26 protein-coding genes and 1 pseudogene are annotated in these 25,218 nt (G+C 54.2%); 11 read left to right on the plus strand and 16 right to left on the minus strand.

Going from position 1 to position 25,218, the window contains the following annotated elements; translation table 11 throughout:
• The first annotated feature begins 16 nt into the window (after window positions 1-16).
• Window positions 17-2,197: a type I secretion system permease/ATPase gene (locus ACZ6J2_RS02020; RefSeq protein ID WP_471724636.1), complete on the plus strand. Its 2,181-nt coding sequence runs from the start codon at window positions 17-19 to the stop codon at window positions 2,195-2,197.
• The gene (locus ACZ6J2_RS02025; protein ID WP_126787146.1) at window positions 2,194-3,369 is read left to right on the plus strand and encodes an HlyD family type I secretion periplasmic adaptor subunit; all 1,176 of its coding nucleotides are present in this window, start codon (window positions 2,194-2,196) and stop codon (window positions 3,367-3,369) included. Before ACZ6J2_RS02020 ends, ACZ6J2_RS02025 begins: the two co-directional genes overlap by 4 nt.
• Before the next feature lie 35 nt (window positions 3,370-3,404).
• Here the strand turns inward: ACZ6J2_RS02025 and ACZ6J2_RS02030 are convergent, their stop codons facing one another.
• On the minus strand, window positions 3,405-4,289 hold the full coding sequence (locus ACZ6J2_RS02030) for a helix-turn-helix domain-containing protein (RefSeq protein ID WP_121931470.1): 885 nt from the start codon (window positions 4,287-4,289) through the stop codon (window positions 3,405-3,407).
• A gap of 276 nt (window positions 4,290-4,565) precedes the next feature.
• Here ACZ6J2_RS02030 and ACZ6J2_RS02035 point away from each other — a divergent pair, with 276 nt between their 5' ends.
• On the plus strand, window positions 4,566-6,029 hold the full coding sequence (locus ACZ6J2_RS02035; RefSeq protein WP_471724637.1) for an EAL domain-containing protein: 1,464 nt from the start codon (window positions 4,566-4,568) through the stop codon (window positions 6,027-6,029).
• 29 nt (window positions 6,030-6,058) lie between these two features.
• Here the strand turns inward: ACZ6J2_RS02035 and ACZ6J2_RS02040 are convergent, their stop codons facing one another.
• The 3 genes from ACZ6J2_RS02040 to ACZ6J2_RS02050 all read right to left on the minus strand — a co-directional run bounded on the left by ACZ6J2_RS02040 (window position 6,059) and on the right by ACZ6J2_RS02050 (window position 7,720).
• Window positions 6,059-6,331 (minus strand): ElaB/YgaM/YqjD family protein, encoded by a 273-nt coding sequence (locus ACZ6J2_RS02040; protein ID WP_048977815.1) that lies wholly within the window; start codon window positions 6,329-6,331, stop codon window positions 6,059-6,061.
• Between the two features lie 119 nt (window positions 6,332-6,450).
• A complete protein-coding gene (locus tag ACZ6J2_RS02045; RefSeq protein WP_045142955.1) occupies window positions 6,451-7,119 on the minus strand; it encodes an epoxyqueuosine reductase QueH in 669 nt (222 codons plus the stop codon).
• Between the two features lie 124 nt (window positions 7,120-7,243).
• Window positions 7,244-7,720 carry a GNAT family N-acetyltransferase gene (locus tag ACZ6J2_RS02050; protein WP_471724638.1) on the minus strand — a complete coding sequence of 159 codons (477 nt, stop codon included), beginning with the start codon at window positions 7,718-7,720 and terminating at the stop codon, window positions 7,244-7,246.
• Window positions 7,721-7,798: 78 nt separating this feature from the next.
• Here ACZ6J2_RS02050 and ACZ6J2_RS02055 point away from each other — a divergent pair, with 78 nt between their 5' ends.
• Window positions 7,799-8,761: a LysR family transcriptional regulator gene (locus ACZ6J2_RS02055; protein ID WP_471724639.1), complete on the plus strand. Its 963-nt coding sequence runs from the start codon at window positions 7,799-7,801 to the stop codon at window positions 8,759-8,761.
• On the opposite strand, the gene ACZ6J2_RS02060 is transcribed toward ACZ6J2_RS02055, so the two are convergent.
• From ACZ6J2_RS02060 to ACZ6J2_RS02080, 5 genes are read right to left on the minus strand one after another with little or no spacing between them, the layout of a single operon-like run.
• Entirely contained in the window at window positions 8,716-8,931 is a 216-nt protein-coding gene (locus ACZ6J2_RS02060; protein WP_024908393.1) for a helix-turn-helix domain-containing protein, read from the minus strand. The two genes, ACZ6J2_RS02055 and ACZ6J2_RS02060, sit on opposite strands and share 46 nt — an antisense overlap.
• A gap of 2 nt (window positions 8,932-8,933) precedes the next feature.
• Window positions 8,934-9,467 carry a DUF2975 domain-containing protein gene (locus tag ACZ6J2_RS02065; protein WP_471724640.1) on the minus strand — a complete coding sequence of 178 codons (534 nt, stop codon included), beginning with the start codon at window positions 9,465-9,467 and terminating at the stop codon, window positions 8,934-8,936.
• Window positions 9,468-9,492: 25 nt separating this feature from the next.
• Window positions 9,493-9,840 (minus strand): hypothetical protein, encoded by a 348-nt coding sequence (locus ACZ6J2_RS02070; RefSeq protein WP_471724641.1) that lies wholly within the window; start codon window positions 9,838-9,840, stop codon window positions 9,493-9,495.
• Window positions 9,827-10,942, minus strand: a complete 1,116-nt coding sequence (locus ACZ6J2_RS02075) for a serine hydrolase domain-containing protein (protein ID WP_471724642.1) — start codon at window positions 10,940-10,942, stop codon at window positions 9,827-9,829. The genes ACZ6J2_RS02070 and ACZ6J2_RS02075 overlap by 14 nt, the downstream gene beginning before the upstream one ends.
• Before the next feature lie 10 nt (window positions 10,943-10,952).
• Window positions 10,953-11,759 carry a MipA/OmpV family protein gene (locus ACZ6J2_RS02080; RefSeq protein WP_471724643.1) on the minus strand — a complete coding sequence of 269 codons (807 nt, stop codon included), beginning with the start codon at window positions 11,757-11,759 and terminating at the stop codon, window positions 10,953-10,955.
• 215 nt (window positions 11,760-11,974) lie between these two features.
• Here ACZ6J2_RS02080 and ACZ6J2_RS02085 point away from each other — a divergent pair, with 215 nt between their 5' ends.
• Window positions 11,975-12,868 (plus strand): LysR family transcriptional regulator, encoded by an 894-nt coding sequence (locus tag ACZ6J2_RS02085; RefSeq protein WP_039262538.1) that lies wholly within the window; start codon window positions 11,975-11,977, stop codon window positions 12,866-12,868.
• Window positions 12,869-12,873: 5 nt separating this feature from the next.
• Here ACZ6J2_RS02085 and ACZ6J2_RS02090 read toward each other — a convergent pair whose 3' ends face one another.
• The 3 genes and pseudogenes from ACZ6J2_RS02090 to ACZ6J2_RS02100 all read right to left on the minus strand — a co-directional run bounded on the left by ACZ6J2_RS02090 (window position 12,874) and on the right by ACZ6J2_RS02100 (window position 14,498).
• A complete protein-coding gene (locus tag ACZ6J2_RS02090; RefSeq protein ID WP_471724644.1) occupies window positions 12,874-13,464 on the minus strand; it encodes a LysE family translocator in 591 nt (196 codons plus the stop codon).
• Window positions 13,465-13,711: 247 nt separating this feature from the next.
• On the minus strand, window positions 13,712-14,215 hold the full coding sequence (locus tag ACZ6J2_RS02095) for a YqhG/Tai3 family protein (protein WP_047061850.1): 504 nt from the start codon (window positions 14,213-14,215) through the stop codon (window positions 13,712-13,714).
• Window positions 14,215-14,498: pseudogene (locus ACZ6J2_RS02100) on the minus strand (hypothetical protein). The gene ACZ6J2_RS02095 and the pseudogene ACZ6J2_RS02100 overlap by 1 nt, the downstream one beginning before the upstream one ends.
• A 229-nt stretch (window positions 14,499-14,727) precedes the next feature.
• Between ACZ6J2_RS02100 and ACZ6J2_RS02105 the strand changes: the two are divergent.
• The 3 genes from ACZ6J2_RS02105 to ACZ6J2_RS02115 all read left to right on the plus strand — a co-directional run bounded on the left by ACZ6J2_RS02105 (window position 14,728) and on the right by ACZ6J2_RS02115 (window position 18,005).
• Window positions 14,728-15,003 carry a metal/formaldehyde-sensitive transcriptional repressor gene (locus tag ACZ6J2_RS02105; RefSeq protein ID WP_003857256.1) on the plus strand — a complete coding sequence of 92 codons (276 nt, stop codon included), beginning with the start codon at window positions 14,728-14,730 and terminating at the stop codon, window positions 15,001-15,003.
• Between the two features lie 31 nt (window positions 15,004-15,034).
• Window positions 15,035-16,153 (plus strand): S-(hydroxymethyl)glutathione dehydrogenase/class III alcohol dehydrogenase, encoded by a 1,119-nt coding sequence (locus tag ACZ6J2_RS02110; protein WP_033146534.1) that lies wholly within the window; start codon window positions 15,035-15,037, stop codon window positions 16,151-16,153.
• A 160-nt stretch (window positions 16,154-16,313) separates the two neighbouring features.
• Window positions 16,314-18,005, plus strand: coding sequence for a methyl-accepting chemotaxis protein (locus ACZ6J2_RS02115; protein ID WP_471724645.1), 1,692 nt, complete (start codon window positions 16,314-16,316; stop codon window positions 18,003-18,005).
• A 47-nt stretch (window positions 18,006-18,052) separates the two neighbouring features.
• Here ACZ6J2_RS02115 and ACZ6J2_RS02120 read toward each other — a convergent pair whose 3' ends face one another.
• The 4 genes from ACZ6J2_RS02120 to ACZ6J2_RS02135 form a co-directional block, all read right to left on the minus strand.
• Window positions 18,053-20,434 (minus strand): glucose/quinate/shikimate family membrane-bound PQQ-dependent dehydrogenase, encoded by a 2,382-nt coding sequence (locus ACZ6J2_RS02120; RefSeq protein WP_471724646.1) that lies wholly within the window; start codon window positions 20,432-20,434, stop codon window positions 18,053-18,055.
• Between the two features lie 711 nt (window positions 20,435-21,145).
• On the minus strand, window positions 21,146-22,069 hold the full coding sequence (locus ACZ6J2_RS02125; RefSeq protein ID WP_471724647.1) for a LysR substrate-binding domain-containing protein: 924 nt from the start codon (window positions 22,067-22,069) through the stop codon (window positions 21,146-21,148).
• 181 nt (window positions 22,070-22,250) lie between these two features.
• Window positions 22,251-23,135 carry an SDR family oxidoreductase gene (locus ACZ6J2_RS02130; RefSeq protein ID WP_471724648.1) on the minus strand — a complete coding sequence of 295 codons (885 nt, stop codon included), beginning with the start codon at window positions 23,133-23,135 and terminating at the stop codon, window positions 22,251-22,253.
• Window positions 23,136-23,199: 64 nt separating this feature from the next.
• Window positions 23,200-23,589, minus strand: coding sequence for a YdeI family stress tolerance OB fold protein (locus tag ACZ6J2_RS02135; RefSeq protein WP_471724649.1), 390 nt, complete (start codon window positions 23,587-23,589; stop codon window positions 23,200-23,202).
• 138 nt (window positions 23,590-23,727) lie between these two features.
• Between ACZ6J2_RS02135 and ACZ6J2_RS02140 the strand changes: the two genes are divergently transcribed.
• From ACZ6J2_RS02140 to ACZ6J2_RS02150, 3 genes are read left to right on the plus strand one after another with little or no spacing between them, the layout of a single operon-like run.
• Window positions 23,728-24,231 (plus strand): hypothetical protein, encoded by a 504-nt coding sequence (locus ACZ6J2_RS02140; RefSeq protein ID WP_471724650.1) that lies wholly within the window; start codon window positions 23,728-23,730, stop codon window positions 24,229-24,231.
• Between the two features lie 9 nt (window positions 24,232-24,240).
• The gene (locus tag ACZ6J2_RS02145) at window positions 24,241-24,687 is read left to right on the plus strand and encodes a DUF421 domain-containing protein (RefSeq protein ID WP_059445522.1); all 447 of its coding nucleotides are present in this window, start codon (window positions 24,241-24,243) and stop codon (window positions 24,685-24,687) included.
• 11 nt (window positions 24,688-24,698) lie between these two features.
• The gene (locus tag ACZ6J2_RS02150; RefSeq protein WP_471724651.1) at window positions 24,699-25,217 is read left to right on the plus strand and encodes a 2-oxo-tetronate isomerase; all 519 of its coding nucleotides are present in this window, start codon (window positions 24,699-24,701) and stop codon (window positions 25,215-25,217) included.
• The last annotated feature ends 1 nt before the right edge of the window (window position 25,218 follow it).

The following is a 25,218-nucleotide window of genomic DNA, read 5'->3' on the forward strand; positions in this document are numbered from 1 at the left end:
GACAGGACGTAGCATTATGAAGACACATCCACAGTACGAACCCTGGCTGCAGGGCATGCTCATCATCGCGAAGCACTACCGGCTGGATTTCTCAGCGGAGCATGTTCGGGTAACGATTAACCATGAAAGCCAGTCTCCGCGCCAGCTGGTGCTGGAGGAGATGGCGCGCCAGCTTGGGCTGGGGATGCGTATGGTGGCGGCTGAAGCGGTATCCCTCGATCCGTGGCGCCTTCCGCTGCTGGCGGAATTCACCGGCGGACAAATCGCGGTCATTAACCGCATGGACAGCGAAGGCAACGTCAGCCTGCAGTTTAGCGGCGACGCGGGGCTGGAGACCACGCTGACGCGTGACGAGCTCGGGGCGCGGTTAAAAGGACTGATGGTGTTGCGCCCGCTCGAATCCACGCCGGATGCCCGCGTGGACGACTACATCAAACCCTATGAGAAAAACTGGTTCTGGCAGCTGGCGCTGAAGGACTGGCGACGCTATAGCGATATTATGCTGGTGGCGCTGGTTGCCAACGTGCTTGCGCTCTCCGGCATGGTTTTCTCCATGCAGGTGTACGACAGGGTGGTACCGTCGCAGTCGGAAGCCACGCTGTGGGTGCTGTTTGGCGGCGTGATGATCGCCATCGCGTTCGAATTCATCATGCGCATGCTGCGCGTGCATATTTCCGACGTGGTGGGGAAGCGCGCCGACCTGCGTATCTCTGAACGCGTGTTTGCCCACGCGCTGCGGATTAAAAACGGCGCACGCTCCAAATCAACCGGATCGTTTATTGCGCAGATCCGCGAGCTGGAGTCGGTGCGCGAGCTCATCACCTCGACCACCATTGCGGCGATTTCCGACCTGCCGTTCTTCCTGCTGTTCGTCTTTATTCTGTGGATGATTGGCGGACCGCTGGTGCTGGTGGTCCTGCTCGCCGTGCCGCTGCTGCTTATCCCCGGCCTGCTGGTGCAGCGCCCGCTGGGGAAACTCTCCAGCGAAGGGATGCGGGAATCCGCCATCCGTAACGCCACGCTGGTGGAGGCGGTGCAGGGCATTGAAGACATCAAGCTGATGCGCGCCGAACAGCGTTTCCAGAACCAGTGGAATAATACCAACGACGTTGCCGCCAGCGTCGGCATGAAGCAGCGCTGGCTGACGGGCCTGCTGCTCACCTGGACTCAGGAGGTGCAGTCCATCGTCTACGCGGTGGTACTGCTGGTGGGCTGTTACCTGGTCATCAGCGGCGACATGACTACCGGTGCGCTGGTGGGAACCTCGATTCTGGCGTCGCGCACCATCGCGCCGCTGTCGCAGATCTCAGGCGTGCTGTCGCGCTGGCAGTCGGCAAAAGTGGCCCGCAAGGGGCTGGACGACCTGATGCAGCGCCCGATTGACGATCCGCAGCACGGCAAGAAGGTGCACAAGGCCCACCTGCGCGGCGACTATGCGCTTGAGGACGTAGGGTTTTATTACGACGAGGAAGAGAAACTCACCGTGCTCAACATCAGCAAGCTGCAGATCCGCGCCGGAGAGCGCGTGGCGGTGCTCGGGCGCAACGGCTCCGGTAAAAGCACGCTGTTACAGCTTCTGGCGGGCATGCAGGAGCCGCAGCAGGGCAGCATCCTGCTCGACGATATTGCCCTCAATCATCTGGACCCGGCCGACGTGCGCCGTGACATGCAGCTGCTCAGCCAGCAGGCCCGTCTGTTCTTTGGCTCCGTGCGGGACAACATCCTGATGGGGAACCCGTTAGCCACCGACGATGAGATACATCAGGCGCTGGTTAACAGCGGCGCGCTGGAGTTTGTGCGCAAGCAGAAAATGGGGCTGAACACCATCATCAACGAGGGCGGAACGGGCCTCTCCGGCGGACAGCGTCAGGCGCTGCTGCTGGCGCGAGCCCTGATTACCTCGCCGAATATTCTGCTGCTGGATGAGCCTACCGCCTGGCTGGACGAAATGAGCGAGAAGCAGTTTATTCAGCATCTTCACAAATGGCTGGGTAAACGCCGGACGCTGGTCGTGGCGACGCATCGCCTGCCGATCCTGGACCTGGTCGACCGCATCATCGTGCTGGAAAACGGCAAGGTGGTGATGGACGGCCCGCGCGATGCAATCCTGCACCAGCACGGTATGGCGCCGCAGAAAGCCGCGCAGCGTACGGTGACCATGAAGCCAGCGGCGGTTGCAGAGGAGGGCGCGGCATGAATGATTTCTCTCGTTTCAATAGCCGACTGAAGGAGCCGCGCCTGCCGCGCTCGTCGCTGGTGGCATGGTCCCTGTTCGCGCTGCTGGCGGTGTTTATCGCCTGGGCAAGCCTGTTCCATCTGGATGAAGTGACGACCGGCAGCGGCAAGGTCATACCGTCTTCGCATGAGCAGGTCATCCAGTCTCTGGAAGGCGGCATCATTCACAGCCTGATGGTGCGCGAAGGCGACATCGTGGAACGCGGCCAGCAGCTCGCGCAGTTAGACCGGACAAAAACCGAGTCGAGCGTGCTGGAGAGCGAGTCTCGCCTGAATGCGGCGCTGGCGACCGCTGCGCGCCTGAAGGCCGAGGTGAACGACACGGCGCTCGCGTTTCCGGACGAGCTGGATGACGACGTTGAGCTGGTCAAACAGGAAACGGCGCTCTACCAGTCCCGTCGTGAAAGTCTCGAAAAAGGGCTGGCCGGCTTGCGTCAGGGCGCCGAGCTGGTGCAGCGCGAGCTGTCGTTAACCCGTCCTCTGGTGACCCAGGGAGCTGCCAGCAAGGTTGAGGTGTTACGTCTTGAGCGTCAAAAAAATGAGCTTGAGAATAAAATCACCGAGATGAAAAACCAGTATTACGTTCGCGCCCGTGAAGAGCTGGCAAAAGCCAATGCGGAGATTGAGGCCCAGCGTTCGGTGATGAAAGGGCGTGAGGACTCCCTGACCCGGCTGACCTTTAATGCCCCGGTTCGCGGGATCGTGAAGGATATTGACGTCACGACCGTGGGAGGCGTTATCCCGCCGAACGGCAAGCTGATGAGCCTTGTCCCGCTTGACGATCAGATGGTGGTCGAAGCGAAAATCTCGCCGCGCGATGTGGCGTTTATCCATCCCGGCCAGAAAGCGCTGGTGAAAATTACGGCCTATGACTACTCCATTTACGGCGGGCTGGAAGGGGAAGTGACCATGATTTCGCCGGACACCCTGCAGGATGAGGTGAAAAGGGATGTCTATTACTATCGCGTTTATATTCGTACCGACAGTAACCATCTGACCAATAAGCAGGGGCAGGAATTTCCGGTCTTTCCGGGCATGATTGCCACCGTTGATATTAAAACCGGCAGCAAAACCATTCTGGATTATCTGCTGAAACCGCTGAACAAGGCAAAAGAGGCGCTGCGGGAACGATAGGGGAATGGCGTTCGGAGCTCCGAACGCCTGCTGGATTATACGGTTGACGTCACGCTGTGAGCGTGGCGTCGCTCTTTAGGCACAACGTTGATGTAATGCGTAACATACGCAAAATATAAACCTGCATAATTTTCGACAAGGTCGATAAACGCCGGGTATATCGACATCCGACCATCACCACGATCTTTAAGATAACCCGCCTCTTGTGCCGATTTGATAATTCGGTTGACGTGGATGCGTGAAACAAAAAATTCCTTTGCGAGCGTGCTGGCTGAATAGTCAATGACCGCACCATGAGCGGATTTATTTTTCATGGCCTGCAGATAGATATAAAGCATAATCATACGGCCGCCATCTTTATCGATAAATAATCCCACCTCAGGTAACACCTTTCTGAACGTTAATCCCCGGAAAAGATATTCAGCCGCGCGGCGGAAAAAGTTGTTTCTCAAAATATCATTATCCAGCAGGTTAACATTAATATTAAATGCCGGATAAAGAATGCTGACGGGCAAAAAAGCGCCGGACATATAACGCTTAAGTTCATTGAGTCCTTTTTCGGTTGGCGCGATTCTCGTTTTGCGTCGGTCATCCGTGCAGCGCCAGGTCCTGATGCGCCCGGTGGTTCTCAGTATCGTAATGATCGCAATCACGCTGTTGGGGCTGGCTATTTTATAGCGAGAGCATAGCTCTTTAATCTCTGAAACTGACTCGGCCTGATTTCCAAAAATAAAACAACACATGGAGAGAATAATGTTAAACCGTGATTCCTGCAGCATTGTCTTGTAGAACAAAGGTTGTTTTTTGTATATGGTGTCATTAATTGTGTAGTGCTCTAATATTGCCTCACCGAATCGCGGATTGTTCTTTATAACATCCCTTCGATGTAGCAAGGCCCTGGATGAGATGTGATTATCCATAGCATTTTTCTCGTATTTGAATGAGCCGATAGATGAAGTGTCCACTCTTCTTTTTCGGAATTTTCATTATACCCTGAGAATAAGATATTTGCCGTTGTTATTTGCAAAGAAAAGTACATTTAAACGACGGTGATTAACGCAAAGATGTTCCTGTGAGTTCAGCGGATAACTGTTTCTTACCCTGAGGCGGTACTGTAAAATTAATGTTTATAACAGGTGCGTTAAATTTTACGTATTCACAAATGGAAATGGCGCCTCAGTGCCCAGGAGCAGTTTATGACCCACAAAATTTCTCACAGAAATGTGGCGTGCGATGAACAAAAATTTGTCATTTCAGCCTGCGGTTTTACGTTCCAGGGATATCGTCTGATCCTAAGCCAGTACGGAATACAGGCTTCGCATCTGCACTTTGAGGGGGATGAGGTATCCCAACAGGATCTTGAAAATATCCTTATAAATCAGAGTGCTCATATTGTGGTGTTTCTCGGAAAAGGTATCGTCAGCCTCCTGGAGAGCCTGAAGAGACTGGCGTCTGTACTCAATGCACTTCCCGTTATTCGACGCGTCACCCTGTATGGCGACCTGCCGGATAGCTGGCTATATCGCACCCTGGGCACTCTTTTAAATAATAGTTATCAATTATCATTGATTCGACTGGCCCGCGTTTCAGATGTCATAACCTGTATTCATACACACCATCATGTTTTTAAAGATCGTTCGTACGTATTACGCGATCGCTACAAGGATAATTCTTCGCAAGAAACCGTAAGGTGGCTAACAAAAAGAGAAATTGACGTTTTATTAAATTTCTACCGCGGCATGTCCGTAAAAGAAATGTGCGACGAAATGGGGCTTTCTAATAAAACGGTTTATACCCATCGTAAGGAAGGCGTGCTGAAATTACGCTTAATTAAGCGGTGGCTAAACGATTCGCACAATTTCAGCGCGGAAAGACGTATTAAGCGGCGGAGCCAACATACGGATTTTACGGATAAAGAATCAGAAATTTTTAATGCATTATATAAAAAAGAGATCTTCCCCGCTTATCAGATCATTACCGATCGTCACAAAAAAGGCGTAGGCTTTGAGATACTGATCCGCTGGAATAAAAACGGTAAAATTGTCAAGCCGGCCAGTTTTCTCACGGATATTTCAAATCATGAGATATGGTTGAAAATAACGGCGTTAGTCATCCATGCCGCCGTGTCCGGGATTAATAAATATAACGGTAAATACTATTTTTCTGTAAATATTCCGCCTCGTCTGGCTTCCGGAAATGCATTGCCTGATATGGCAAAGAAAGCTATCGACATGCTGCTCAAGCCGCAGTGGGCCGAAAAGCTGGTCTTTGAATTTGCTGAAGATATTGACGTGACGAAGGACAAAAGGATCCCTGAAACCATGCGGCATTTGCGTAATACGGGGTGTCGATTATTTCTGGATGACTGCTTCTCTAACCATCAAACCATGTTCCCGGTGCGGCAGGTGCATTTTGATGGACTCAAGCTGGATCGCGACATCGTTGAGCATTTTGTGGCAAACGACAATGACTATAACCTGATTAAAGCGATACAGATTTATAGCGACATGACCGGAACGGACTGTATTGCCGAGGGGGTTGATAGTGAAGAAAAGTTTGAAAAATTAGTCGCGCTGGGCGTCAAAAATTTTCAGGGGTATTATTTATCGCGAGCCGTGAAAGAGGAGGAGTTAGATCGCATGGTCAGAATGTTTAGCTAAGAAAAAATAAAGCCCCGAAGGGCCTTTTATTATTTTCGACCCAGCAACAGGCCGAGAACAATACCGACCGCACCCGCTGCGACGAGGCCGGTGAGGGGATTATTTCTGACAGCTTCAGTGACGTCGGAAACGGCATCGCTGGCCTGCGCGGCATATTTTCTGGCCGCACCTTTTACCTGATGCTTTGGTGAATCAACGAATTCGCCAAACTGCTGCTGCGCCGAGCCTGCCAGCTCATCAAATTTATTTTTAGCTTTATCTTCAGCAAATTGGGTGTTTTTATCAGTACCGAAATCAGACATTTTTGCCTCCTTTTGTTGATTATTAAAGGATAGCCGCTCTTTGTGGATATGGGAGACGTAAGGTCAAATTCGGTACATATAAGGGGTGTTTTCGGATATATCTCTATACCGGGAACCCCTTATTTCTCATTGTCATCCTGACCGTAATACAGTTTCCCTATGCGAATCAGCGGGCGGCCCTGAGACTTACGATGCAGGTTACTGTCCCTGAGCGAATAAACGCACCCGCAGTACTCCTGCTGGTAAAACTGCTCCCGCTTGCTGATCTCAATCATGCGAGAGGAGCCGCCCTGTTTACGCCAGTTATAGTCCCAGTAAACCATACCCGGATAGCGCGCGGCAGCACGCTGGCCGCAGTCATTTATCTGCTGCATGTTTTTCCAGCGTGAGATCCCGAGCGAGCTGCTGATGACGCGGAATCCATTTTCTGCCGCATAGAGCGCCGTACGCTCGAAACGCATATCGAAGCACATGGTGCAGCGGACGCCACGCTCGGGTTCCCATTCCATGCCTTTCGCGCGCTCAAACCAGTTATCGGTGTCGTAATCGGCATCAACAAACGGCACGCCGTGTTTTTCCGCAAAGCGAATATTCTCCTCCTTCCGAATGAGGTATTCCTTTTGTGGATGGATATTGGGGTTGTAGAAGAAAATCGTGTAGTCAATCCCCGAAGCCTGGATAGCCTCCATCACTTCACCCGAGCAGGGGGCGCAGCAGGAGTGCAACAGCAGCCTGTCGGCACCGTCTGGCAGGGAAAGTTGTGGGCGGATAAAAGGGGCTGTCGTCATGGCGTTCTGCAATATGTTTATGAAATTTATGGAAGGGTAGCATAAATTCCGAATCTGTTGAGGCGGGATCAAGGCAGGACAGAGCGACCCCGCGGGGCGGGATCATCTCGGGTACCACGTGTTGCTATTCGGCAAAACTCAGCAGCGCGTCGCCATCAAGACGATAGCGAACCCATTCGGACTGCGGCAGCGCGCCTATGCTCAGGTAAAAATCAATCGCAGGCTGGTTCCAGTCCAGCACGCTCCATTCAAGGCGGCCGCACTGCCGTTTTACCGCGAGCTGCGCGATATGTTTCAATAGCGCTCTTCCCGCGCCTTTACCGCGATATTCCGGGGATACGTACAGGTCTTCCATATAAATCCCGTTGCGTCCGAGCCAGGTCGAATAGCTGGTGAAGAACACGGCATAGCCGGCAGTCTTGCCGTCACACTCCGCGATCAACGCTTCGGTTTTTGTGCCTGCGCCAAAGAGCGTTTCGCGGATTTCCTCCGGCGTGGTAACCACTTCTTCCGGCGCTTTTTCATACACCGCCAGCTCGTAGATCATGGCGTATATTGCCGCTGCATCTTCGGGGCGGGCCTGACGAATGGTAATGCTCATTGTTTTTCCTGTGTTTCGATTGATGGCGTTAAGCATACGGAGTATTGTCCGAAGAATTAAGTGCAATGAAATCAACAAATGATGAATATTATGCATCCGGTACTGAGGCGTCTTGATTTAAACCTGCTGCCCGTTTTCGACGCGATTTACCGCCATCGTTCCGTTCGGCTGGCCGCTGACGAGCTGGCGATGAGCACATCTGCACTGAGCCATGCGCTGTCGCGTTTGCGCATCACCCTTAATGACCCGCTCTTTTTTCGCGAAGGGCATCGCATGTCCCCCAGCGTGTATGCCACTCAGCTTGCGCCTTCCATTGCTTCCGCATTGTCGTTCCTCAATCATGAGCTGACCCCGCAGCCGGAGTTTGACCCGGCCAGCAGTACCGAAAGCTTACAAATTGGGATTACGGACTTTACCGCGCTGTGCATTTTCCCGGCGCTGATGCACAAACTGCAGCTTGCTGCCCCGGGTTTGCGTTTCGAATTGCGCTATCTGCCGCACAGCCCGGCGCTGACGGAACTGCTGGCGGGCGAAGTGGATCTCGCGCTGGGTTTCAGCACTCAGGATGATATCCGGCACCCGGATCTGGAAGAGATCGACTGGTTTGAAGATGAGTATGTGGTCATCGGCAACGCGCGGCGGACGCGTCTCACGCTGGAGGAGTATCTTGCGGCCCGACACCTGGTGGTGACGCCATGGAATGAGAAGCAGGGCGTTCTGGACGTGCGGCTCGAACAACTGGGCTATACACGACAAATCGCGATCAAAACGCCGTCGATGCTGAGCGCGCCGTTTATCGTTGCCGAAAGCGACCTGCTGATGGCAATCCCCCGTTTTGCCGCTGAGAAGCTGGTTGCGGCAGCGGACCTGAGGATTTTTCTTTTACCGTTTTCGATACGCACGTTTGAAGTGAAAATTTACTCGCATAAACGCAGCGGCCAGCGGGGGGCGACCCGCTGGCTTAAGGAGGAGTTGCAAACGCTGGCGCAGGCGCGTCATTCCGGGCTGTCCGGCTCCCAGGAAAGGATGTCGCCGGGTTGACACTGCAGCGCCTCGCAAATTTTCGCCAGCGTATCAAAACGTATCCCTTTCACCTTGCCGGACTTGAGCAGCGACAGGTTTTGCTCCGTGATCCCCACAAAGGCTGCCAGTGCTCTGGACGTCATTTTCTTCTCTACCAGCATTTTGTCCAGATGAACCACGACAGCCATAATTAGATGAACTCCTTATTTTCTTCTTCCGCTTTGATGCCTTCGACCAGGGAGTGAAACGTTACCAGCAGCAAACCGCCTGTTAATAACAGAACAAAATCTCCAAGCAAAAGGGTGACCTGGTAGTAATGTCCCGGCCACGCGATCGTCAGCGGGATCAAAAAGCGGCAGACCGGCAGTGCGATCCCAAGGCTTATCATCGCGATGGCAATCTTGCGAACGCTGTTTGCCAGGGTCCGGGAGAGGATCTGCTTTTGACGAACCTGTCGCGTGACGCTCATTCCCTGCCAGACAGCAAAGGCAAACAGACCCGCCGGGAGATAAAGGATCGCCAGCAGGAGGATCTGGCGGAGCGGCGAAACCGTCGAAACCGCCAGATCGTCATTCTGAACCTCAGCGAGCTTTAGGAGAGTGGAAATAAAAAACGACTCGCCGGTGAAATAGATCCACAGAGGGGTGATTAATACCAGGATGAGAAAGAGCGGCAGCACCCCTGCGATGAGCACCAGACTGAGTTTATCTCTCGCACCATTCACGTCGAACCTTCCTGAATATTTCATATTATTTTAAAACCAGCATGCTCAAGCATGACATAAGCATCAGCGCGATGGCAATCTTGCCGCCGTTCAGACAGTTAGCGCCGCGTTTCATCCACGGTTTTGGCCACACGTGATACACGCTAATGGCGAGATAAGAGGCCTGAATCACCCAGGTGAGCATTCTGAAAAAGTAACCTGAACTGTTCAGATGGGTGATGGTCTGCATCATCTCCATGCTATAGAGAATGATTCCGACGGTCAGCATTGTGTTCACCAGCCGAAGTTTATACCGCGTGGCCCAGGCTCCGCACGCAAACAGCAGGGCCGATACGAAGGTCAGTATCGCCCAGAGAATATCAATCCAGTTCATGATGCGTCTCTGCTGCCTGAGATGGCTGGGCTAACAGAAGCCGTATGGTCGGGACAACCACCGGCCACGCGGTGTCGGAGAGGATCACCACGGCGCTTTTACGCTGTCGGTCGAAGGCAATAGCGGAAGCGAACCCTGACGATTCACCATCATGCCAGGTGATATCGCGCCCCTGAATGCGCGTGGTGAACCAGCCATAGCCCACGCGTGAGTCGGGATCGTCAGTTGCAAACTGCGGCGTCATTGCGTCGCTCCATGCGAGCTTTCCTTCCAGCAGCGACCGAGCGTAATGGGCCATGTCGACAATGGTTGAACGCACGCCTGCGGCAGGGGCAAACGCGTGCATAACCCACGGCGCTTCGCTCAGGCCGGAAGCGGACCGACCGCGGCTGAATGCGAAAGAGGCGGGCGTCGTATCGCTGGCGACGACGGAGTCTGTCATATGCGCCTGAGCGAAAATTCGCTTTTGCAGGAGATGAGCAAAGGATTGATGCGATGCACGCGCCAGCGCCAGTCCCAGCAGCGCGTAGCCGGTGTTGGAATAGTCAAATTCAGCCGGGCGTTCGACGCTGGCTTTATTCACCATCTCTATTAATGTCTCCTCATCGAAGTTCCAGAAATTGTCACGCAGGATGATGCTTTTAATGACCTGAACTTTCTCGGGTAACGACGTCGCCAGCGGCGGCAGGCCGGAACGGTGCGAAGCCAGCTGCGCCAGGGTAATATCGCTCGCCGGGCCCGCTATCTCCGGAATAAGTTCACCGACGCGGGTTTGTGGCGCCGCTTCGCCGCGTCGCTGCGCCTCAATCAGCAGGCTGCTCGTCATGGTTTTGGTCAGGCTGGCGATTTCATACTGTTTCGTAAAATCGCTGTCCCACAGAGCGTACTGCACGCCTTTCGGCGTAATGAATGCGACGGCAACGCTGCCTCGCGCACCGCTGAGTAATGGCGTCAGGAACGAGACTATGGTTGCATCTCCCGTCTGGCGCGGGGACGGCGTGCTTACGCCCGGCTGCAGGTAGATGCCTGCGGCAATCAGCGATACAAAAACCACCCCTGCGGCTAAGAGTCGCCTGCGGCTGTACATATACCGTTTATTCATGGTTTTCGCCTCAGAACTCGTACTGGATCATGGATGACAGGGTGTACTGTATGCGGCTTTTCACCAGCGGGCTCTGACCCGCTTCATCAAGCAGACAGGCTGCGCGACCGGTCACCCCAGCCGCGAGATTTTCGCTGATGTGCCAGACCAGTTCGCTATCGACACCAGCTTCCTGTAAACCCGATGATGGGGAATAGGCATCAAGCCCGGTGCGCTGAGACTGGCTCGCGGTGACGCCATAATGGCGCTGCTGATAGCCGCTGTTCGCCCAGGTGATGTCACCTGCGACCGAAAATTCGACGTCCTGCCCGCGCCAGAGGGTGGACTTTACGCCGCTGTTCACGGTCCTCGCCAGCTGCTGCGTCTCGCCACCGTACCGGTGTTTTTGCGTTGCGCTTAACACGCGCAGCCATATCGTCCAGTCCTCGCGTTGATAACGCATCTCCGCGCCAGCCATCAGCATGTCGGACATATCGCCCATTCCCTGCAGGTCGCGGTTTTTTCGGGCGGAGAAGGGATAGTTAACTGTCTCTTTTCGCCCCTCATCAGAGGCCAGCAGCAGGCTCACGGCAAACGGGGAGTCGGGGCTGTATGTCCATGCAAGACCTTCCGTAGAGAGATCCCACTGCCCATAGTCTTTACTCTTCAGACTCAGGCCGCCTTTAAGTAGCGGCCCGGGCGCGTAATGCTGCGATCCCGAATAAACGGGGCTGACCGCGACGCCCAGTCCCGCGTAACCGGACAGCTCCGCACTGCGTAAGGGGGCGCAAAGCGCGATCCCCGCGAGCGAAACGCCATACAGCAGACTTCTTTTCATTCGATACATCTCCTGGCAAAGGGTAAGTTGAAGTGCGTGCAGGCTAGCCTGGTGTTTATCGTAAAACAATAAACATTTGTTGTTTTACACTAAAATTGGTAGGATTGTTCAAGCGCTCACGATAAAATGAGATGCGACCGGGAAGGAAAGTACGATATCGTAACTCTATGATTAAACGCGTAGTTCGCAGGAACGCCGTCGCAACAGGACGATAAATGATTGATGACATCCGTTATCTGATAGTGTTTGCAAAGATTGCTGAGGCAGGATCCATTTCAGGTGGGGCAGAAGCGTTAGGGCTTACAACTGCAACGGCAAGCGCCCATTTATCAAAGCTGGAAAAAAATCTTGGCTGCGCGTTGCTGTACAGAAACACCCGCAAACTCTCTCTGACTCACGATGGCGCCAATTTGCTGGAAACGGCCAAATCGATGCTGGCGCTGTATGAGCAGGGGGTCATTGAATTTAAGCAGCGTTCAATCTCAACGGCCAATAAGCTGACTATTTCTCTTCCTGCCGTTTTTCTGAAGAGTGCGTTTACCCGCCATCTGGCCGATTTTATAAAACGTCATCCGGGCATTTTACTGAATATCTCTTACAGCGATACGCGCAGAGATATTATTGCCGACGGTATCGATGTGGCATTTCGAATCGGCGAACTTCCGGACAGCTCTCTTAAAGCGCGCCATCTTTTTGTGCTGCCGCGCCAGGTAGTTGCGTCCCGGGAATTGCTCAGCCATTACCCGACGATTACGCATCCTGATGACCTGGCGAAACTGCCATGGATTGGACTCAATATGAGGCAGAATAACCGGGAATTCCGACATAAAAATGGGGAAGCGGCTGTCGTGACGTATACGCCCACGGTGTATGTAGATAATGTCGAAGCCGCTTATGCCCTTGCCAGACAACAAATTGGTCTTGCAGCACCTCCTCGCTATTTAAGCGAAGAGGATGTTAAGCGCGGAGAAATGCAGGAAATACTTCCTGACTGGTCATTGGAACCGCTGAAAGTCTATGCCGTATGGCCTTCTAATATGTCGACCAGCAGTATTGCCTACAAATTGATTAATGATATTTATAACGCAATTGAGTATCACACGTTATAACGGGTTTAAAACGTTAAAAAGAGCATGTAACACGCCGTAATAAATAACAACCCGCCCATCAACACGTTAAACGTACGGAGCTGCCGTGTGCTCCTGAGAAGAACCGATACTTTTTCTCCCATCAATGCCCATGCAGAAAGCGACAGGTAACAGACTAAAAAATAGACCGTGATAAAGACGAGAGCTGTCACAGGGGTAGAGGGTTCGGAAAACATCGCTGCCCCAGAGGCGCACGCGGTCCATGCTTTCGGGTTGATCCACTGCATGACAAAACCCTGAACAAAACCGGGTGAATCCGTTTTTGTTAATGACATATCGGGCCGGGACGACGCTATCTTATAGCCCAGATACAATATAATTAAAGAACCGGCAATATTAAGATACCGGAAAAACACTGGATATTTTTCTATTGCAGCGTAAAAGCCGAAACATATAAAGATAAGTAATAACGTAAACCCTATCGTTGCACCGGAGACAAATGAGAAGGTCTTTCTAAAACCGTGAACGGCACCAGACGATATAACCACCATATTAACGGGGCCAGGAGAAAATGAAAGCGTCAGTGAAAATATAAACATTGTAGAAAGTAACAGCATTTTATCTCCGTGGGTTGGTTTATCTACAGAACAATCATTGTGATGTTTAATTCACCACTCTGTTTTCGTGTTTCAGAAGGCTACCCGGGAACGCTCGTCAGAGTAAGTGGCTTTTATCTAAAGGTGTGTTTGATGTTTTGGTTTGATCGCGCAGCCGGGGTGCTAGTAAGGGCTCGTCAATGCCGGGTAAATTATGAAAACACAAATGCCAGGACATACGCCCTGGCATGGCACAAGAAAGGAGAGATTAGGGCGACGTTATACTTGCGGCATATCGTTGTGCGGCAGCAATCGCCCTGTCGTCAAAAATATACTGTTCAAAATGATGGCTCGCATCGGTGACGCGATATATTTTCCACTTACCGTCTTCATTGCGCAGATACACGTTTAACTGCAGCTTCTGCTCATGACCCACACCCAGCTCGACGTTAACAAGTTTTCCGGACGCAGAGTTTATCGCGTTGCTTACGCTTAGGTCAGGGATCCACTCCGCGGCATAGTCTTGCGTATAGGTAAAATAGTCGGAACCGATAATTTCCTGCTCATAGAGAGAGAAAATTCTCTGCAGTCGGAAGAGCGTGTCTCGCGCGATATACTCACGCATTTTTGGGGAATCGAGATTATCTTCTTTGCTGTCTGTAACGAAAGCCGTGAGGTAAAACGTATAAAAGTCATGAGTGCGTTTTTCCGGCGTATCCATCTGTGTTGCACATCCTGTCAGTAACAGGCACATCAAAAGAACGTTACGCATCAGCTTTTCCTGTAAATTTTGTAAGCAGGGCGTGCGGAGCGATATCCCGGACCACCCCACATATCTCTTTGTCTGAAATCAGAGTACCAGGTTGTACCGTCATAAATCGCCATGTGACCTACCGGATTTTCTCCCTGCCATAGTCTTTTGCATTGGGTGCATTTCCAATATCCACGCCACCTGCTCGTATTGCCTTGCGAGTAAATTCACCACAGCGTTTTTGCGATGAAATGCCGGCACTCTGGCGTGCATGCAGGGCCGCAGCGTGTTTGTTCCATGCCATGTGTTAACTCCTGTTGTATATGAAATCGTCACTAAACAACGGGATCTTCAATTCGGTTAGGCAAATAATGTTATTAAAAAATTATATATTTCATATGGTTATATATTTTTAGGTTTCATTCTCTTGCTTGATGATATGCGGTAGATACGCTGATTTTGCAACGGAAATAGAAGGTTTACATCGCCAGGTAAGTAAAATACCATACCCCCCTATAGTATCAGGAGAGCGTATGCCGCATTCACCCGAAGACAAAAAACGTATTCTTACTCGCGTCCGCCGCATTCGGGGCCAGGTTGATGCCCTTGAACGCGCGCTGGAGTCGGGCGACCCCTGTCTGGCCATCCTGCAGCAAATCGCCGCCGTGCGCGGGGCTGCCAATGGCCTGATGGGCGAAATGGTTGAAATTCACCTCAAAGATGAGCTGGTGACGGGGGAAACCACGCCGGATCAGCGAGCCGTACGCATGGCGGAAGTCGGCCATTTGCTGCGCTCTTATCTAAAATAAACCCACACACCTGACAAAAAGGGAAGACATGATGAAATCTCGCGCAGCAGTTGCATTTGGTCCCGGCCAGCCGCTGAAAATCGTTGAAATCGACGTAGCACCGCCGAAAAAAGGCGAAGTGCTGATCAAAATCACCCATACCGGCGTGTGCCATACCGATGCGTTTACCCTCTCCGGTGACGATCCGGAAGGCGTCTTCCCGGCGGTGCTGGGTCATGAAGGCGGCGGGATTGTGGTGGAAGTGGGCGAGGGCGTGACCAGCCTGAAGCCTGGCGATCACGTTATCCCTCTGTACACCGCGGAGTGCGGCGAGTGTAAGTTCTGTAAATCCGGTAAAACTAACCTCTGCCAGGCGGTTCGCGCCACTCAGGGGAAAGGGCTGATGCCGGACGGTACCACCCGTTTCTCCTATAACGGCGAGCCCGTTTATCACTACATGGGCACCAGCACCTTCAGCGAATATACCGTTTGTGCGGAGATCTCGCTGGCGAAGGTAAACCCGCAGGCGCCGCTGGATAAAGTCTGCCTGCTGGGCTGCGGCGTGACCACCGGCATTGGCGCGGTGCATAACACGGCAAAAGTCAAAGAGGGCGACACCGTAGCGGTGTTCGGTCTCGGCGGCATTGGTCTGGCGGTGATTCAGGGCGCGGTGCAGGCGAAAGCCGGTCGTATCATCGCGGTCGACACCAACCCGGAGAAATTCAGGCTGGCGGGTGAAATGGGCGCGACCGATTTCGTTAACCCGAAAGATCACGAAAAACCGATTCAGGACGTCATTGTTGAGATGACCGACGGCGGCGTTGACTTCAGCTTCGAATGTATCGGCAACGTGAACGTGATGCGTTCCGCACTCGAATGCTGCCACAAAGGCTGGGGCGAGAGCATCATCATTGGCGTGGCCGGCGCGGGCCAGGAGATTAAAACCCGTCCGTTCCAGCTGGTCACCGGTCGCGTATGGCGCGGTTCCGCGTTTGGCGGCGTGAAGGGCCGTACCCAGCTTCCGGGTATGGTTGAGGATGCTATGGTCGGCAAGATTCAGCTCGATCCGTTCATTACCCACCGCTTGCCGCTGGAGCAGATCAACGACGCGTTCGATCTGATGCACGAAGGAAAATCCATCCGTACCGTCATTCATTTCGGCGACAAGTAACTCTTCTGCCAGCGGTTTTTCGCCGCTGGCGTTTCTTTAATAATCTTCTCTAAAGTGTGACCAGTGCGGCGTTTTTAGCCGTAATCTAAATCCCCACCGTGCCGATGACTATTTAACACGCATATTTTTACGCATCTTACCTACAAGAGAGTCGACGGTCATGGACAACACTACTTCGATGCAGGCGCAGCGCAAGCTGAGCTTCTTGCATCACATCAGGCTGGTTCCGCTGTTTTCCTCCATTCTCGGTGGCATTATTCTTCTGTTTGCCTTGAGCTCGGGTCTGGCGGGGTATTTCCTGCTGCAGGCCGATAACGATCAGCAGGATGTCACGTCCGAAATTCAGGTGCGTATGGGGCTGTCGAACAGCTCAAACCATCTTCGTACCGCGCGTATCAATATGATCCACGCCGGGGCGGCAAGCCGTATCGCGGAGATGGAGGCCATGAAGCAGAACATCCGCGAGGCGGAAACACGAATTAAGCAGTCCCAGGAGAGCTTTACCGCCTATATGAATCGTTCCGTGCGTAGCCCGGCGGACGAAGCGCTGGATGCGGACCTGAAGGCACGCTACGACGCCTATATCGCGGGCCTGCAGCCGATGGTCAAATTTGCCAAAAACGGCATGTTCGAGGCGATCATCAACCACGAAAATGAAACGGCGCGTCCGCTGGATGACGCTTACAACGCCGTTCTGCTGAAGGCGATTAAGATCCGTACCGACCGCGCCAATGCGCTGACGGCGCAGGCGCACAGCCGCACGCAGCTGGGCCTGATGTTTATGGTGGGCGCGTTTGCGCTGGCGCTGGTGCTGACGGCGATGACCTTTGTCGTGCTGCGCCGCACGGTAATCAATCCTTTGCAGCGTGCAGCGAAACGTATCGAGAATATCGCCAAAGGCGACCTGACGATGCCGGACGACGTGGCCGGGCGCAGCGAAATTGGCCGCCTGACGCGCGATCTGCAAACCATGCAGCACTCGCTTGAAAACACGGTGGGCACCGTACGTCAGGGGGCGGAGGAGATCTACCGCGGCACCAGCGAGATTTCTGCCGGTAACACCGATCTCTCTTCGCGTACCGAACAGCAGGCCGCCGCCATTGAGCAAACCGCCGCAAGCATGGAACAACTCACCGCGACGGTGAAACAGAACGCTGATAACGCCCATCATGCCAGCAAGCTGGCGGAAGATGCCTCCGGGAAAGCCAGCCGCGGCGGCCAGATGGTCTCCGGCGTGGTCAAAACCATGGGCAATATCTCCACCAGTTCGAAAAAGATCTCTGAGATCACTGCTGTTATCAACAGCATTGCGTTCCAGACCAATATCCTGGCGCTTAACGCGGCGGTAGAAGCGGCGCGGGCGGGCGAGCAGGGGCGCGGGTTTGCCGTGGTGGCAAGCGAAGTCCGAACCCTTGCAAGCCGCAGTGCGAATGCCGCAAAAGAGATCGAAAGCCTGATTAACGAATCGGTCTCGCTGATCGACCAGGGCTCCGGTGAGGTTGTGGCTGCCGGTAACACCATGAATGAAATCGTCGAAGCGGTTAAACGCGTGACCGACATCATGCTGGAGATTGCCGCCGCGTCCGATGAGCAGAGTCGCGGTATTGTGCAGGTGAGCCAGGCGATTTCTGAGATGGATAAAGTGACCCAGCAGAACGCCTCGCTGGTGGAAGAAGCCTCCGCCGCAGCTGCGTCTCTGGAAGAACAGGGCGCGCGTCTGACCGAGGCGGTCGGGGCGTTTCGTCTGAGTGGTGCAAAGTCGGGCCGCGCGGTGACGTCTGCGCCAGTGGCGAAGAACGCACCGCTGCGTCCGGCGACGACGGTTTCCGGGGATAACTGGGAGACGTTCTGAGTCGTCACCGGGCAAAAAAAGGGACCTTTCGGTCCCTTTTTCACATCTTATTGCTTATCGGGTAATGCGTACGCGATAACGTAATCACCGCGATCCGGTGACTGGCGAGCGCCTCCGGCGTTGATGATGATGTACTGCTTGCCGGTTTTCGGCGACACATAGGTCATCGGGCCGGACTGGCTGCCGACCGGCAGACGGTCTTTCCAGATCTCTTTCCCGGTGGCGGTATCAAACGCGCGCAGGTAGAAATCCTGCGTGCCGGCGAAGAACAGCAGACCGGACTGGGTGGAGAGCGATGCGCCAAGCGTTGGCATACCGATCGGGATTGGCATGTGCATGCGAATGCCCAGCGGCCCGGTATCTTCCACCGTGCCGACAGGGACCTGCCACACCAGCTTGCCGGTTTTCAGGTCAACGGCAGACATGGTGCCAAACGGCGGCTTCTGGCACGGAATGCCCAGCGGTGACAGGAAGCGTTCGCGCATCGCGCCGAACGGGGTGCCGTCCATCGGTACGATGCCCATCTCGATGCCGCTGGCGTTTTTCGCCACGTTAGCGCGCGGCACCATGTAGTTTGCCAGGCCCAGGCGCATATCGTTGACGAACATCAGGCTGTTGTTCGGGTCAACGGAGACGCTGCCCCAGTTCATCCCGCCGAGAGAGCCAGGGAACTGCAGGGAACGGTCGAGACCCGGCGGGGTGAAGACGCCCTGATGACGCATCTCTTTAAACTGAATGCGGCACAGCAGCAGGTCGACAGGCGTCGCCCCCCACATGTCGGATTCGGTCAGCGTCTGGTTGCCAATCATCGGCATGCCAACGGAATACGGCTGGGTCGGAGAGTAGCGTTCACCCTCAACGTTACCCGCCGGAACGGGACGTTCTTCTACCTTCGCCACCGGCTTGCCGGTTTCGCGGTTAAGCATGAAGATCATGCCCTGCTTGCTGGTCTGCACCAGCACGGGCGTGGTACCGCCCTTACCGTCGGGCAGGTCGTACAGCAGCGGCTGGGAAGGCAGGTCAAAGTCCCACAGGTCGTGGTGGGTTGTCTGGAAATGCCAGCGCATCTGACCGGTGGTCGCGTCGACGGCGACGATGGAGGAACTGTACTTATCGTCCAGCGCGGTACGTTCGCCCGCCCAGAAGTCCGGGGTGGCGTTGCCGGTTGGCAGGTAGATCAGGTTCAGCTTAGCGTCGTAGGACATCGCTGACCAGACGTTCGGCGTGCCGCGCGTGTAGGTTTGGCCTTCCGGCGGCAGGCCGGTCAGGTTCGGATTACCCGGATCCCACGCCCACGCCAGCTTACCGGTGTGCACGTCGTAGGCGCGCACCACGCCCGGCGGTTCGCCGGTGGAGAAGTTATCCGCGACGCGACCGCCGACGACGACAACATTGCCTGCGACCAGCGGCGTAGAGGTCTGCTGATAATACCCGGGCTTGATTTCGCCCATGCCGACGCTCAGATCCACGGTGCCATGGTCGCCGAAGTCTTCGCAGACCTTGCCGTCATCCGCGTTGATGGCAATCAGGCGGGCGTCGGTGGTCGGCAGGAACAGGCGGCGAGGGCATGCCGCAGGCTGTGTCTCTGTCTGTGACGTTGTCACGCTGGAATGGTCTTCAAAATAGCCCAGACCGCGGCAGCGCTGCCAGTTAGGCGCCGTGGCTTTGGAATCGTAGCGCCATTTTTCTTTGCCGGAATCCACGTCCAGCGCCAGCACTTTACTGTACGGGGTACAGACGTACAGCGTGTCGCCAATCTGCAATGGCGTGTTCTGATCTTCCGCGCCGGAGCCGTTGCTCTGTGGAATATCGCCGGTGTGCGCAACCCAGGCGACTTTCAGATCGCGGACGTTTTGCTTGTTAATCTGGTCCAGCGCGGCGAAACGGTCGCCGTGGGTGGTATTGCCCCAGTGCTCCCAGTTCTTTTGCTGCTCACCGGGTGCGACGGGTTTCACCGGAACGGGCTCGTTCGCGGCCACGAGGGTTTGTGGCTTAAACATCCAGCCCAGGCTCACCAGCATTGCCACCGCGAGCACGGCCGCGACGCCAAAAGCGGGCGCCTTGTTCGCGGCGCTGTGGTTCGCCGCGCGCAGGAAAGGCCAGACGATGGCGCAGAGGAAGGCCAGTACGGTAAAGGTAAACAGGCGAGAGAAGAGCGGCCAGAAATCCCAGCCCGCATCGCCTACCGCCCAGAACAGCGAGGCAATAAACGCGATGCCGTAAAGCAGGATCCCGCTGCTGCGATTGAGGAAAATCAGGATCGCGGCAATCACCATCACCACGCCCATTATCAGGAAGTATCCACTTCCGCCTACGGTGACGAGCTTAAAGCCCAGCCCGCCGACTGCCAGACCGATGAGCAACATCAGTCCGGCAAGGAGCCACTGCAGGATACGCGGTATCCCACGTGGCGCGCTGCCAAATGCCATTTCTGTCTCCTTAAGATCCCCCCGTCGTGCTGGGTGTGTACCAGTTGGGTAATAAATACGGAGGGAAGAATGATTAATACGGGTGAATTCGGTGTTGAAAAATGATTTGCGAACCATTTGGTGAATTCGGCGCTATGATAAAACTGTTAAATTGTTTTACGCAATTGTTAATGGATTATTCCGCATTAATTGATTAGGGCGCAGGAAATGAGGTCGGATGGAACAGCTTGCTCGCCCTATCGGGGCTGCAGGATCCCCCTGTAATTTCTCTACATGAAGCGATGAATGTTGCTTTAGGAAAATGAATGGCTTATAGCGACGCCCTGGTCCGGCTGTAAATCGCTGAGGCGTTTGCCTTCCGGCCGGGGCGAGGCGCAGGGATGCGCCGAGAGGGCGGGCTTTACAGGGATGTTACCTCCGCCCGTCCCCGATAAGCCGGAAGGAATAAGCCGAAGGGACCGCGAAGCGGCGATTTACCGCCGGGAGCCCGGGTCGCCAGGGTGGTGGCGATTGAGCCACCCTGGCACGTTCACAGGCCATGTCGTTACAGAGTAGCAAAGAATATAAAGTGAACGGAATGACCACCAGAGCCGTATGTTCCCCCCTCACCCCAGCCCTCTCCCTCCAGGGAGAGGGGGCCGTCTGTGCATGCATTATTTTATGGCGAACCCTCAGCCTTTCAGAAAGGGTTAGGGTGAAGGGAGAAAAGTGTCAGACCGGCATGGATTTACGGATAGCGCTCAGCAGCGTCTGCGCGCCCGTTGAAAGCGGCGAGTCTACGCGGGTCAAAATGCCGATAGGTTCACCGGGGCCGGGGGAGGTAATCGGCAGGGCGATCAGCGTTCCCTGACGTAAATCATCTTTCACCGCACCGGAGGGGACGAACCAGACGTAGTCATAATCCAGCGTAAGCTGCCGCGAAAGCGAGGCCGACAGCGTTTCGATACATCCTGAGGGCAGCGTACACCCCTGCATTTGCAGCAAGGTTTCGGCGGTCTGGCGGGGAACGGTCCCTTTAGGGCAAACCACTACCGGCCACTCCATCACGCGGCTTAACGTGACCGTGTCCTGCAGCAGGGGGTGATTGGGACGAACCACCAGCTTCAGGGACTCCAGGAACAGCAGTTCATAGTTGAGGCCGCCCATCAGCTCAGGGTCGGACATGCGACCGATTCCGAGATCCAGTTCGCCCGATTTCAGCCCCGCGAGCAGCATGGTGTTATTCATGGTGGCAACCTGAATCGTGGTATGCCGCTGCTGCTTGTGGAACTGGCCGATAACGGGCGGAAGGATGCCCAGCGCCGCGGTAGGCAAAGCACCCACGCGCACCACCTCACTGGATTGCTCTTCTTTTCGGTGCAGGGACTGGCCTGCGGTATTGAGCGCATCCAGCACTTTCACGGCGTGCGTGAGGAACTGTTCGCCCACGATGGTAAGCTGCGCCCCCAGCCGGCCGCGGTCAAAAAGACGGGCGCCGGTCAGCTGTTCCAGCTCGTTGAGGGTTTTTGAGAGCGCAGGCTGGCTCAGGTTGAGAGTTTCAGCCGCACGCCCCAGCGTTCCCTGTTGAGCGACGGCCACAAATGTATGCAAATGGCGCAAGCGTATGCGCTGACTGAACAGACCATTTTTTTCCATAGGCGATGTTAAAAACAGAGCGATGCGGGTGACAAGTTAAGTTGTTTAATTTTGATAACCTGATAGCAAAATATTTTTAACATTTGATCTGTTTGAGTTACAACATGTTTTTTGGCGGGGGAATAAAAGCGAACATCCTTGTTCATTTATTGCTCATTGCGGAGGGGTATCGTTTACCGGTTTAGATCACGCCGTCACCGCCATCGGAACACCACACCTGGCCGGACGTAAATGAACATTCATCCGAGGCCAGCGTGACGTACAGCGGGGCAATCTCGACGGGCTGGCCCGGACGTCCCAGCGGGGTGTCGCCGCCGAACTCCTTCACTTTTTCCATCGGCTGCCCGCCGCTGGACTGCAGTACCGTCCAGTAAGGGCCAGGAGCAACCGCGTTGACGCGAATGCCTTTCGGACCCAGCTGTTTGGCTAAGGATTTGGTGAATACCGCCAGACAGGCTTTCGTCTGGGCGTAGTCCAGCAGCACGGGGCTGGGCTTCACCGCCTGAACGGAGGAGGTATTAATGATAACGGACGACGCTTTCAGGTGGCGCAGCGCCGCCTTGGTGATCCAGAACGGAGCGTAAACGTTGGTTTTAAACGTTGCGTCAAAATCTTCCGTGGTCAGTTCTTCAAGCGATTCACGGAACTGCTGACGGCCGGCGTTGTTGACCAGAATGTCCAGCCCGCCCAGTTTCGACACGGCTTCTTCGACCAGATTCTGACAGAAGGTTTCGTCCCGGACGTCCCCCGGCAGCGCGATAGCCTTGCGACCTTCGGCTTCAATCAGGTCGATGACCTCAGAGGCGTCTTTTTCCTCTTCAGGCAGGTAGTTAATGGCAACGTCAGCGCCTTCACGAGCATAGGCGATAGCGACCGCGCGACCAATGCCGGAGTCTCCGCCGGTAATCAGCGCTTTTTTGCCGGCCAGGCGGCCATGCCCTTTATAGCTTTGTTCCCCGTGGTCGGGTACGGGCTGCATTTCTGATGCCAGTCCCGGCGGCGTTTGCGGCTGTTCCGGGAACGGGGGTTGCGGGTAAGCGTTCGTACGTTGTTTAGTATCACTCATAGCTGACTCCTTAAGCCAAGGGGTGAGATTTGATGGATAACTGCAGCGTTAACGCTTCGCTGAATTATTTCTGCAAACGATCGACACGGACGACGGCAGGAGATGATTTTTTATCAAGCGAACCGTTGATACTAATCATCTGGTCGGGTTTTACCGTTCTGCCGTCGAAGACTGCCTGGGGAATAATAACGTCGATTTTTCCGGTTTTATCCTGAAATACAAACTTATCGCCGCTACCGTCAATAAGATTACCGCGTAATGAAATTGTCGCGCCATCATGCAATTCTTTTGCCTGCTTGATGGTCATAATACGCGCGTCGTCGGTACCGCGATATCCGCTATCAAGCGCGTGGGGAGGCGGCGGCGCTTCGCCTTTTTGTAAACCCCCGTTATTATCTGCCCATGCGGCCGGAACCAGAAATAACAATAAAGCGGAAATAAGTGATAATTTCATCCGATATCCTTCATTTTGCGTGTCTTGACTTATTAAGTATTGTTGCTATTCCTTTATGTGGCAAATGTGATAAGTCCTAAAAACATTCGCGTTAGAAATCAAAATTATCGGATAATAAGCGAAACGGTGACGATGGCCATGAAGCGTGAAAATGAAAAGTTACCCGGGATAGATGAGAGTTACCGTTTGCTGACGTTTGAATACGCGTTTCGTCAGGTGGGTTTTATTGTTCTGCTGGGTATTATCGTCGCGGCGATTGCCGGTCTGTTTTCCAGCGGAATCGTCAGCGACACGGTCAAAACGAATTCCGCTAAATCATTGACCATAGACTATGAACGCTTTGGACGACGGGAGACAGAGACGCGGATGGCGCTCGCGTTTCCGGTGCAGAGCGAGGGGAAGTATGTCCTTAGTATGACCAGCGAGAGCAGCGATGCGTATGAGCCCGGCAGCGTCTGGCCGCAGCCGGACGCTATGTTCAGCCGCGGGAAGACCCTCTTTTTTGTCTATAACAATCTGAAAAAAACAGACAGCTTCTCCGTGTTACTCTTCACGACACCTTCCAGAGCCGGTAAATGGAACACCGTCATCCGCGTCAACAGCGAGCCGGAAATTAACATCTGGCAATTTATTTACCCCTAGGAGGCTGATATGGATATGGTCTTTCGCGCGCTGGCTATTTATTTGTTTCTGGTGGTGGTATTTAAAGTGGCCGGGCGTCGCGCGCTGCTGCAGATGACCAGTTTCGATCTCATTCTGCTCTTGATAATTAGTGAAGCCACGCAGCAGGCGCTTCTCGGACAGGATTTTTCCGTTACCGGTGCGATGATTACCATTACCACGCTGGTGGTAGTAGATATTATTTTCGGACTAATGAAGAAGTATTTTTCGCCGGTGGAGAATATTCTGGATGGTACGCCGGTAATTCTGGTTGAAAACGGCGTGCCGCTAGCGGATAAGCTAAAAAAAGTCGACGTGTCCTGTGATGATATTCTGGTGTCAGCGCGTCAAAATAATGGCATTACGGAAATGAGCGACATTAAATATGCCATACTTGAGCGTAATGGGCATATTTCAATCATTCCTTTCGAGAAATAAGAGGCGGCAAGATGAGCAATCTTTTTCACGACAGCAATAATACCGTGGGTGAACTGACGAAAAAGCTGGCAAGCAAATTAACCGATCTCGGGCTTCGCTTAACCACCGCGGAATCCTGCACGGGCGGAAAGCTCTCGGTGGCGCTTTGCGCAGAGGAAAACACCGCCGAATTTTATGATGTTGGGCTTGTCGTGTTCAGCGATGAAGCTAAAGCGCGGATCCTCGGCGTGCGTCCCGAGACGCTTGAGCGGTTTACGGCCGTGAGCGAGCAGACGGTAACAGAAATGGCCGCCAGTATCCGCGACATCGCCCAGGCCGATATCAGCATCGCCATCAGCGGCTACGCGGGCCCGGAAGGGGGCGAGGACGGCACGGCGGCGGGGACGGTCTGCTTCGCGTGGAACATACGCGGCGAGACGAAGACCCGCACCGTGCTTTTCTCCGGTGACTGTCAGGATGTGGTCGAAAAAGCGGTGCATTACTCGCTGGCTGAGCTGGTGACAACCTTGTCGGACGGGAATAACGGATAAA

The sequence above is a fragment of the Enterobacter sp. E14S genome, assembly GCF_055666685.1.

What these genes read in the sequence shown, in the direction of transcription:
- ACZ6J2_RS02020 (WP_471724636.1), top strand. Translation starts at nt 17, where the DNA reads ATGAAGACACATCCACAGTACGAACCCTGGCTGCAGGGCATGCTCATC.
- ACZ6J2_RS02025 (WP_126787146.1), top strand. Translation starts at nt 2,194, where the DNA reads ATGAATGATTTCTCTCGTTTCAATAGCCGACTGAAGGAGCCGCGCCTG.
- ACZ6J2_RS02030 (WP_121931470.1), bottom strand. Translation starts at nt 4,289, where the DNA reads ATGGATAATCACATCTCATCCAGGGCCTTGCTACATCGAAGGGATGTT.
- ACZ6J2_RS02035 (WP_471724637.1), top strand. Translation starts at nt 4,566, where the DNA reads ATGACCCACAAAATTTCTCACAGAAATGTGGCGTGCGATGAACAAAAA.
- ACZ6J2_RS02040 (WP_048977815.1), bottom strand. Translation starts at nt 6,331, where the DNA reads ATGTCTGATTTCGGTACTGATAAAAACACCCAATTTGCTGAAGATAAA.
- ACZ6J2_RS02045 (WP_045142955.1), bottom strand. Translation starts at nt 7,119, where the DNA reads ATGACGACAGCCCCTTTTATCCGCCCACAACTTTCCCTGCCAGACGGT.
- ACZ6J2_RS02050 (WP_471724638.1), bottom strand. Translation starts at nt 7,720, where the DNA reads ATGAGCATTACCATTCGTCAGGCCCGCCCCGAAGATGCAGCGGCAATA.
- ACZ6J2_RS02055 (WP_471724639.1), top strand. Translation starts at nt 7,799, where the DNA reads ATGATGAATATTATGCATCCGGTACTGAGGCGTCTTGATTTAAACCTG.
- ACZ6J2_RS02060 (WP_024908393.1), bottom strand. Translation starts at nt 8,931, where the DNA reads ATGGCTGTCGTGGTTCATCTGGACAAAATGCTGGTAGAGAAGAAAATG.
- ACZ6J2_RS02070 (WP_471724641.1), bottom strand. Translation starts at nt 9,840, where the DNA reads ATGAACTGGATTGATATTCTCTGGGCGATACTGACCTTCGTATCGGCC.
- ACZ6J2_RS02075 (WP_471724642.1), bottom strand. Translation starts at nt 10,942, where the DNA reads ATGAATAAACGGTATATGTACAGCCGCAGGCGACTCTTAGCCGCAGGG.
- ACZ6J2_RS02080 (WP_471724643.1), bottom strand. Translation starts at nt 11,759, where the DNA reads ATGAAAAGAAGTCTGCTGTATGGCGTTTCGCTCGCGGGGATCGCGCTT.
- ACZ6J2_RS02085 (WP_039262538.1), top strand. Translation starts at nt 11,975, where the DNA reads ATGATTGATGACATCCGTTATCTGATAGTGTTTGCAAAGATTGCTGAG.
- ACZ6J2_RS02090 (WP_471724644.1), bottom strand. Translation starts at nt 13,464, where the DNA reads ATGCTGTTACTTTCTACAATGTTTATATTTTCACTGACGCTTTCATTT.
- ACZ6J2_RS02095 (WP_047061850.1), bottom strand. Translation starts at nt 14,215, where the DNA reads ATGCGTAACGTTCTTTTGATGTGCCTGTTACTGACAGGATGTGCAACA.
- ACZ6J2_RS02105 (WP_003857256.1), top strand. Translation starts at nt 14,728, where the DNA reads ATGCCGCATTCACCCGAAGACAAAAAACGTATTCTTACTCGCGTCCGC.
- ACZ6J2_RS02110 (WP_033146534.1), top strand. Translation starts at nt 15,035, where the DNA reads ATGAAATCTCGCGCAGCAGTTGCATTTGGTCCCGGCCAGCCGCTGAAA.
- ACZ6J2_RS02115 (WP_471724645.1), top strand. Translation starts at nt 16,314, where the DNA reads ATGGACAACACTACTTCGATGCAGGCGCAGCGCAAGCTGAGCTTCTTG.
- ACZ6J2_RS02120 (WP_471724646.1), bottom strand. Translation starts at nt 20,434, where the DNA reads ATGGCATTTGGCAGCGCGCCACGTGGGATACCGCGTATCCTGCAGTGG.
- ACZ6J2_RS02125 (WP_471724647.1), bottom strand. Translation starts at nt 22,069, where the DNA reads ATGGAAAAAAATGGTCTGTTCAGTCAGCGCATACGCTTGCGCCATTTG.
- ACZ6J2_RS02130 (WP_471724648.1), bottom strand. Translation starts at nt 23,135, where the DNA reads ATGAGTGATACTAAACAACGTACGAACGCTTACCCGCAACCCCCGTTC.
- ACZ6J2_RS02135 (WP_471724649.1), bottom strand. Translation starts at nt 23,589, where the DNA reads ATGAAATTATCACTTATTTCCGCTTTATTGTTATTTCTGGTTCCGGCC.
- ACZ6J2_RS02140 (WP_471724650.1), top strand. Translation starts at nt 23,728, where the DNA reads ATGAAGCGTGAAAATGAAAAGTTACCCGGGATAGATGAGAGTTACCGT.
- ACZ6J2_RS02145 (WP_059445522.1), top strand. Translation starts at nt 24,241, where the DNA reads ATGGATATGGTCTTTCGCGCGCTGGCTATTTATTTGTTTCTGGTGGTG.
- ACZ6J2_RS02150 (WP_471724651.1), top strand. Translation starts at nt 24,699, where the DNA reads ATGAGCAATCTTTTTCACGACAGCAATAATACCGTGGGTGAACTGACG.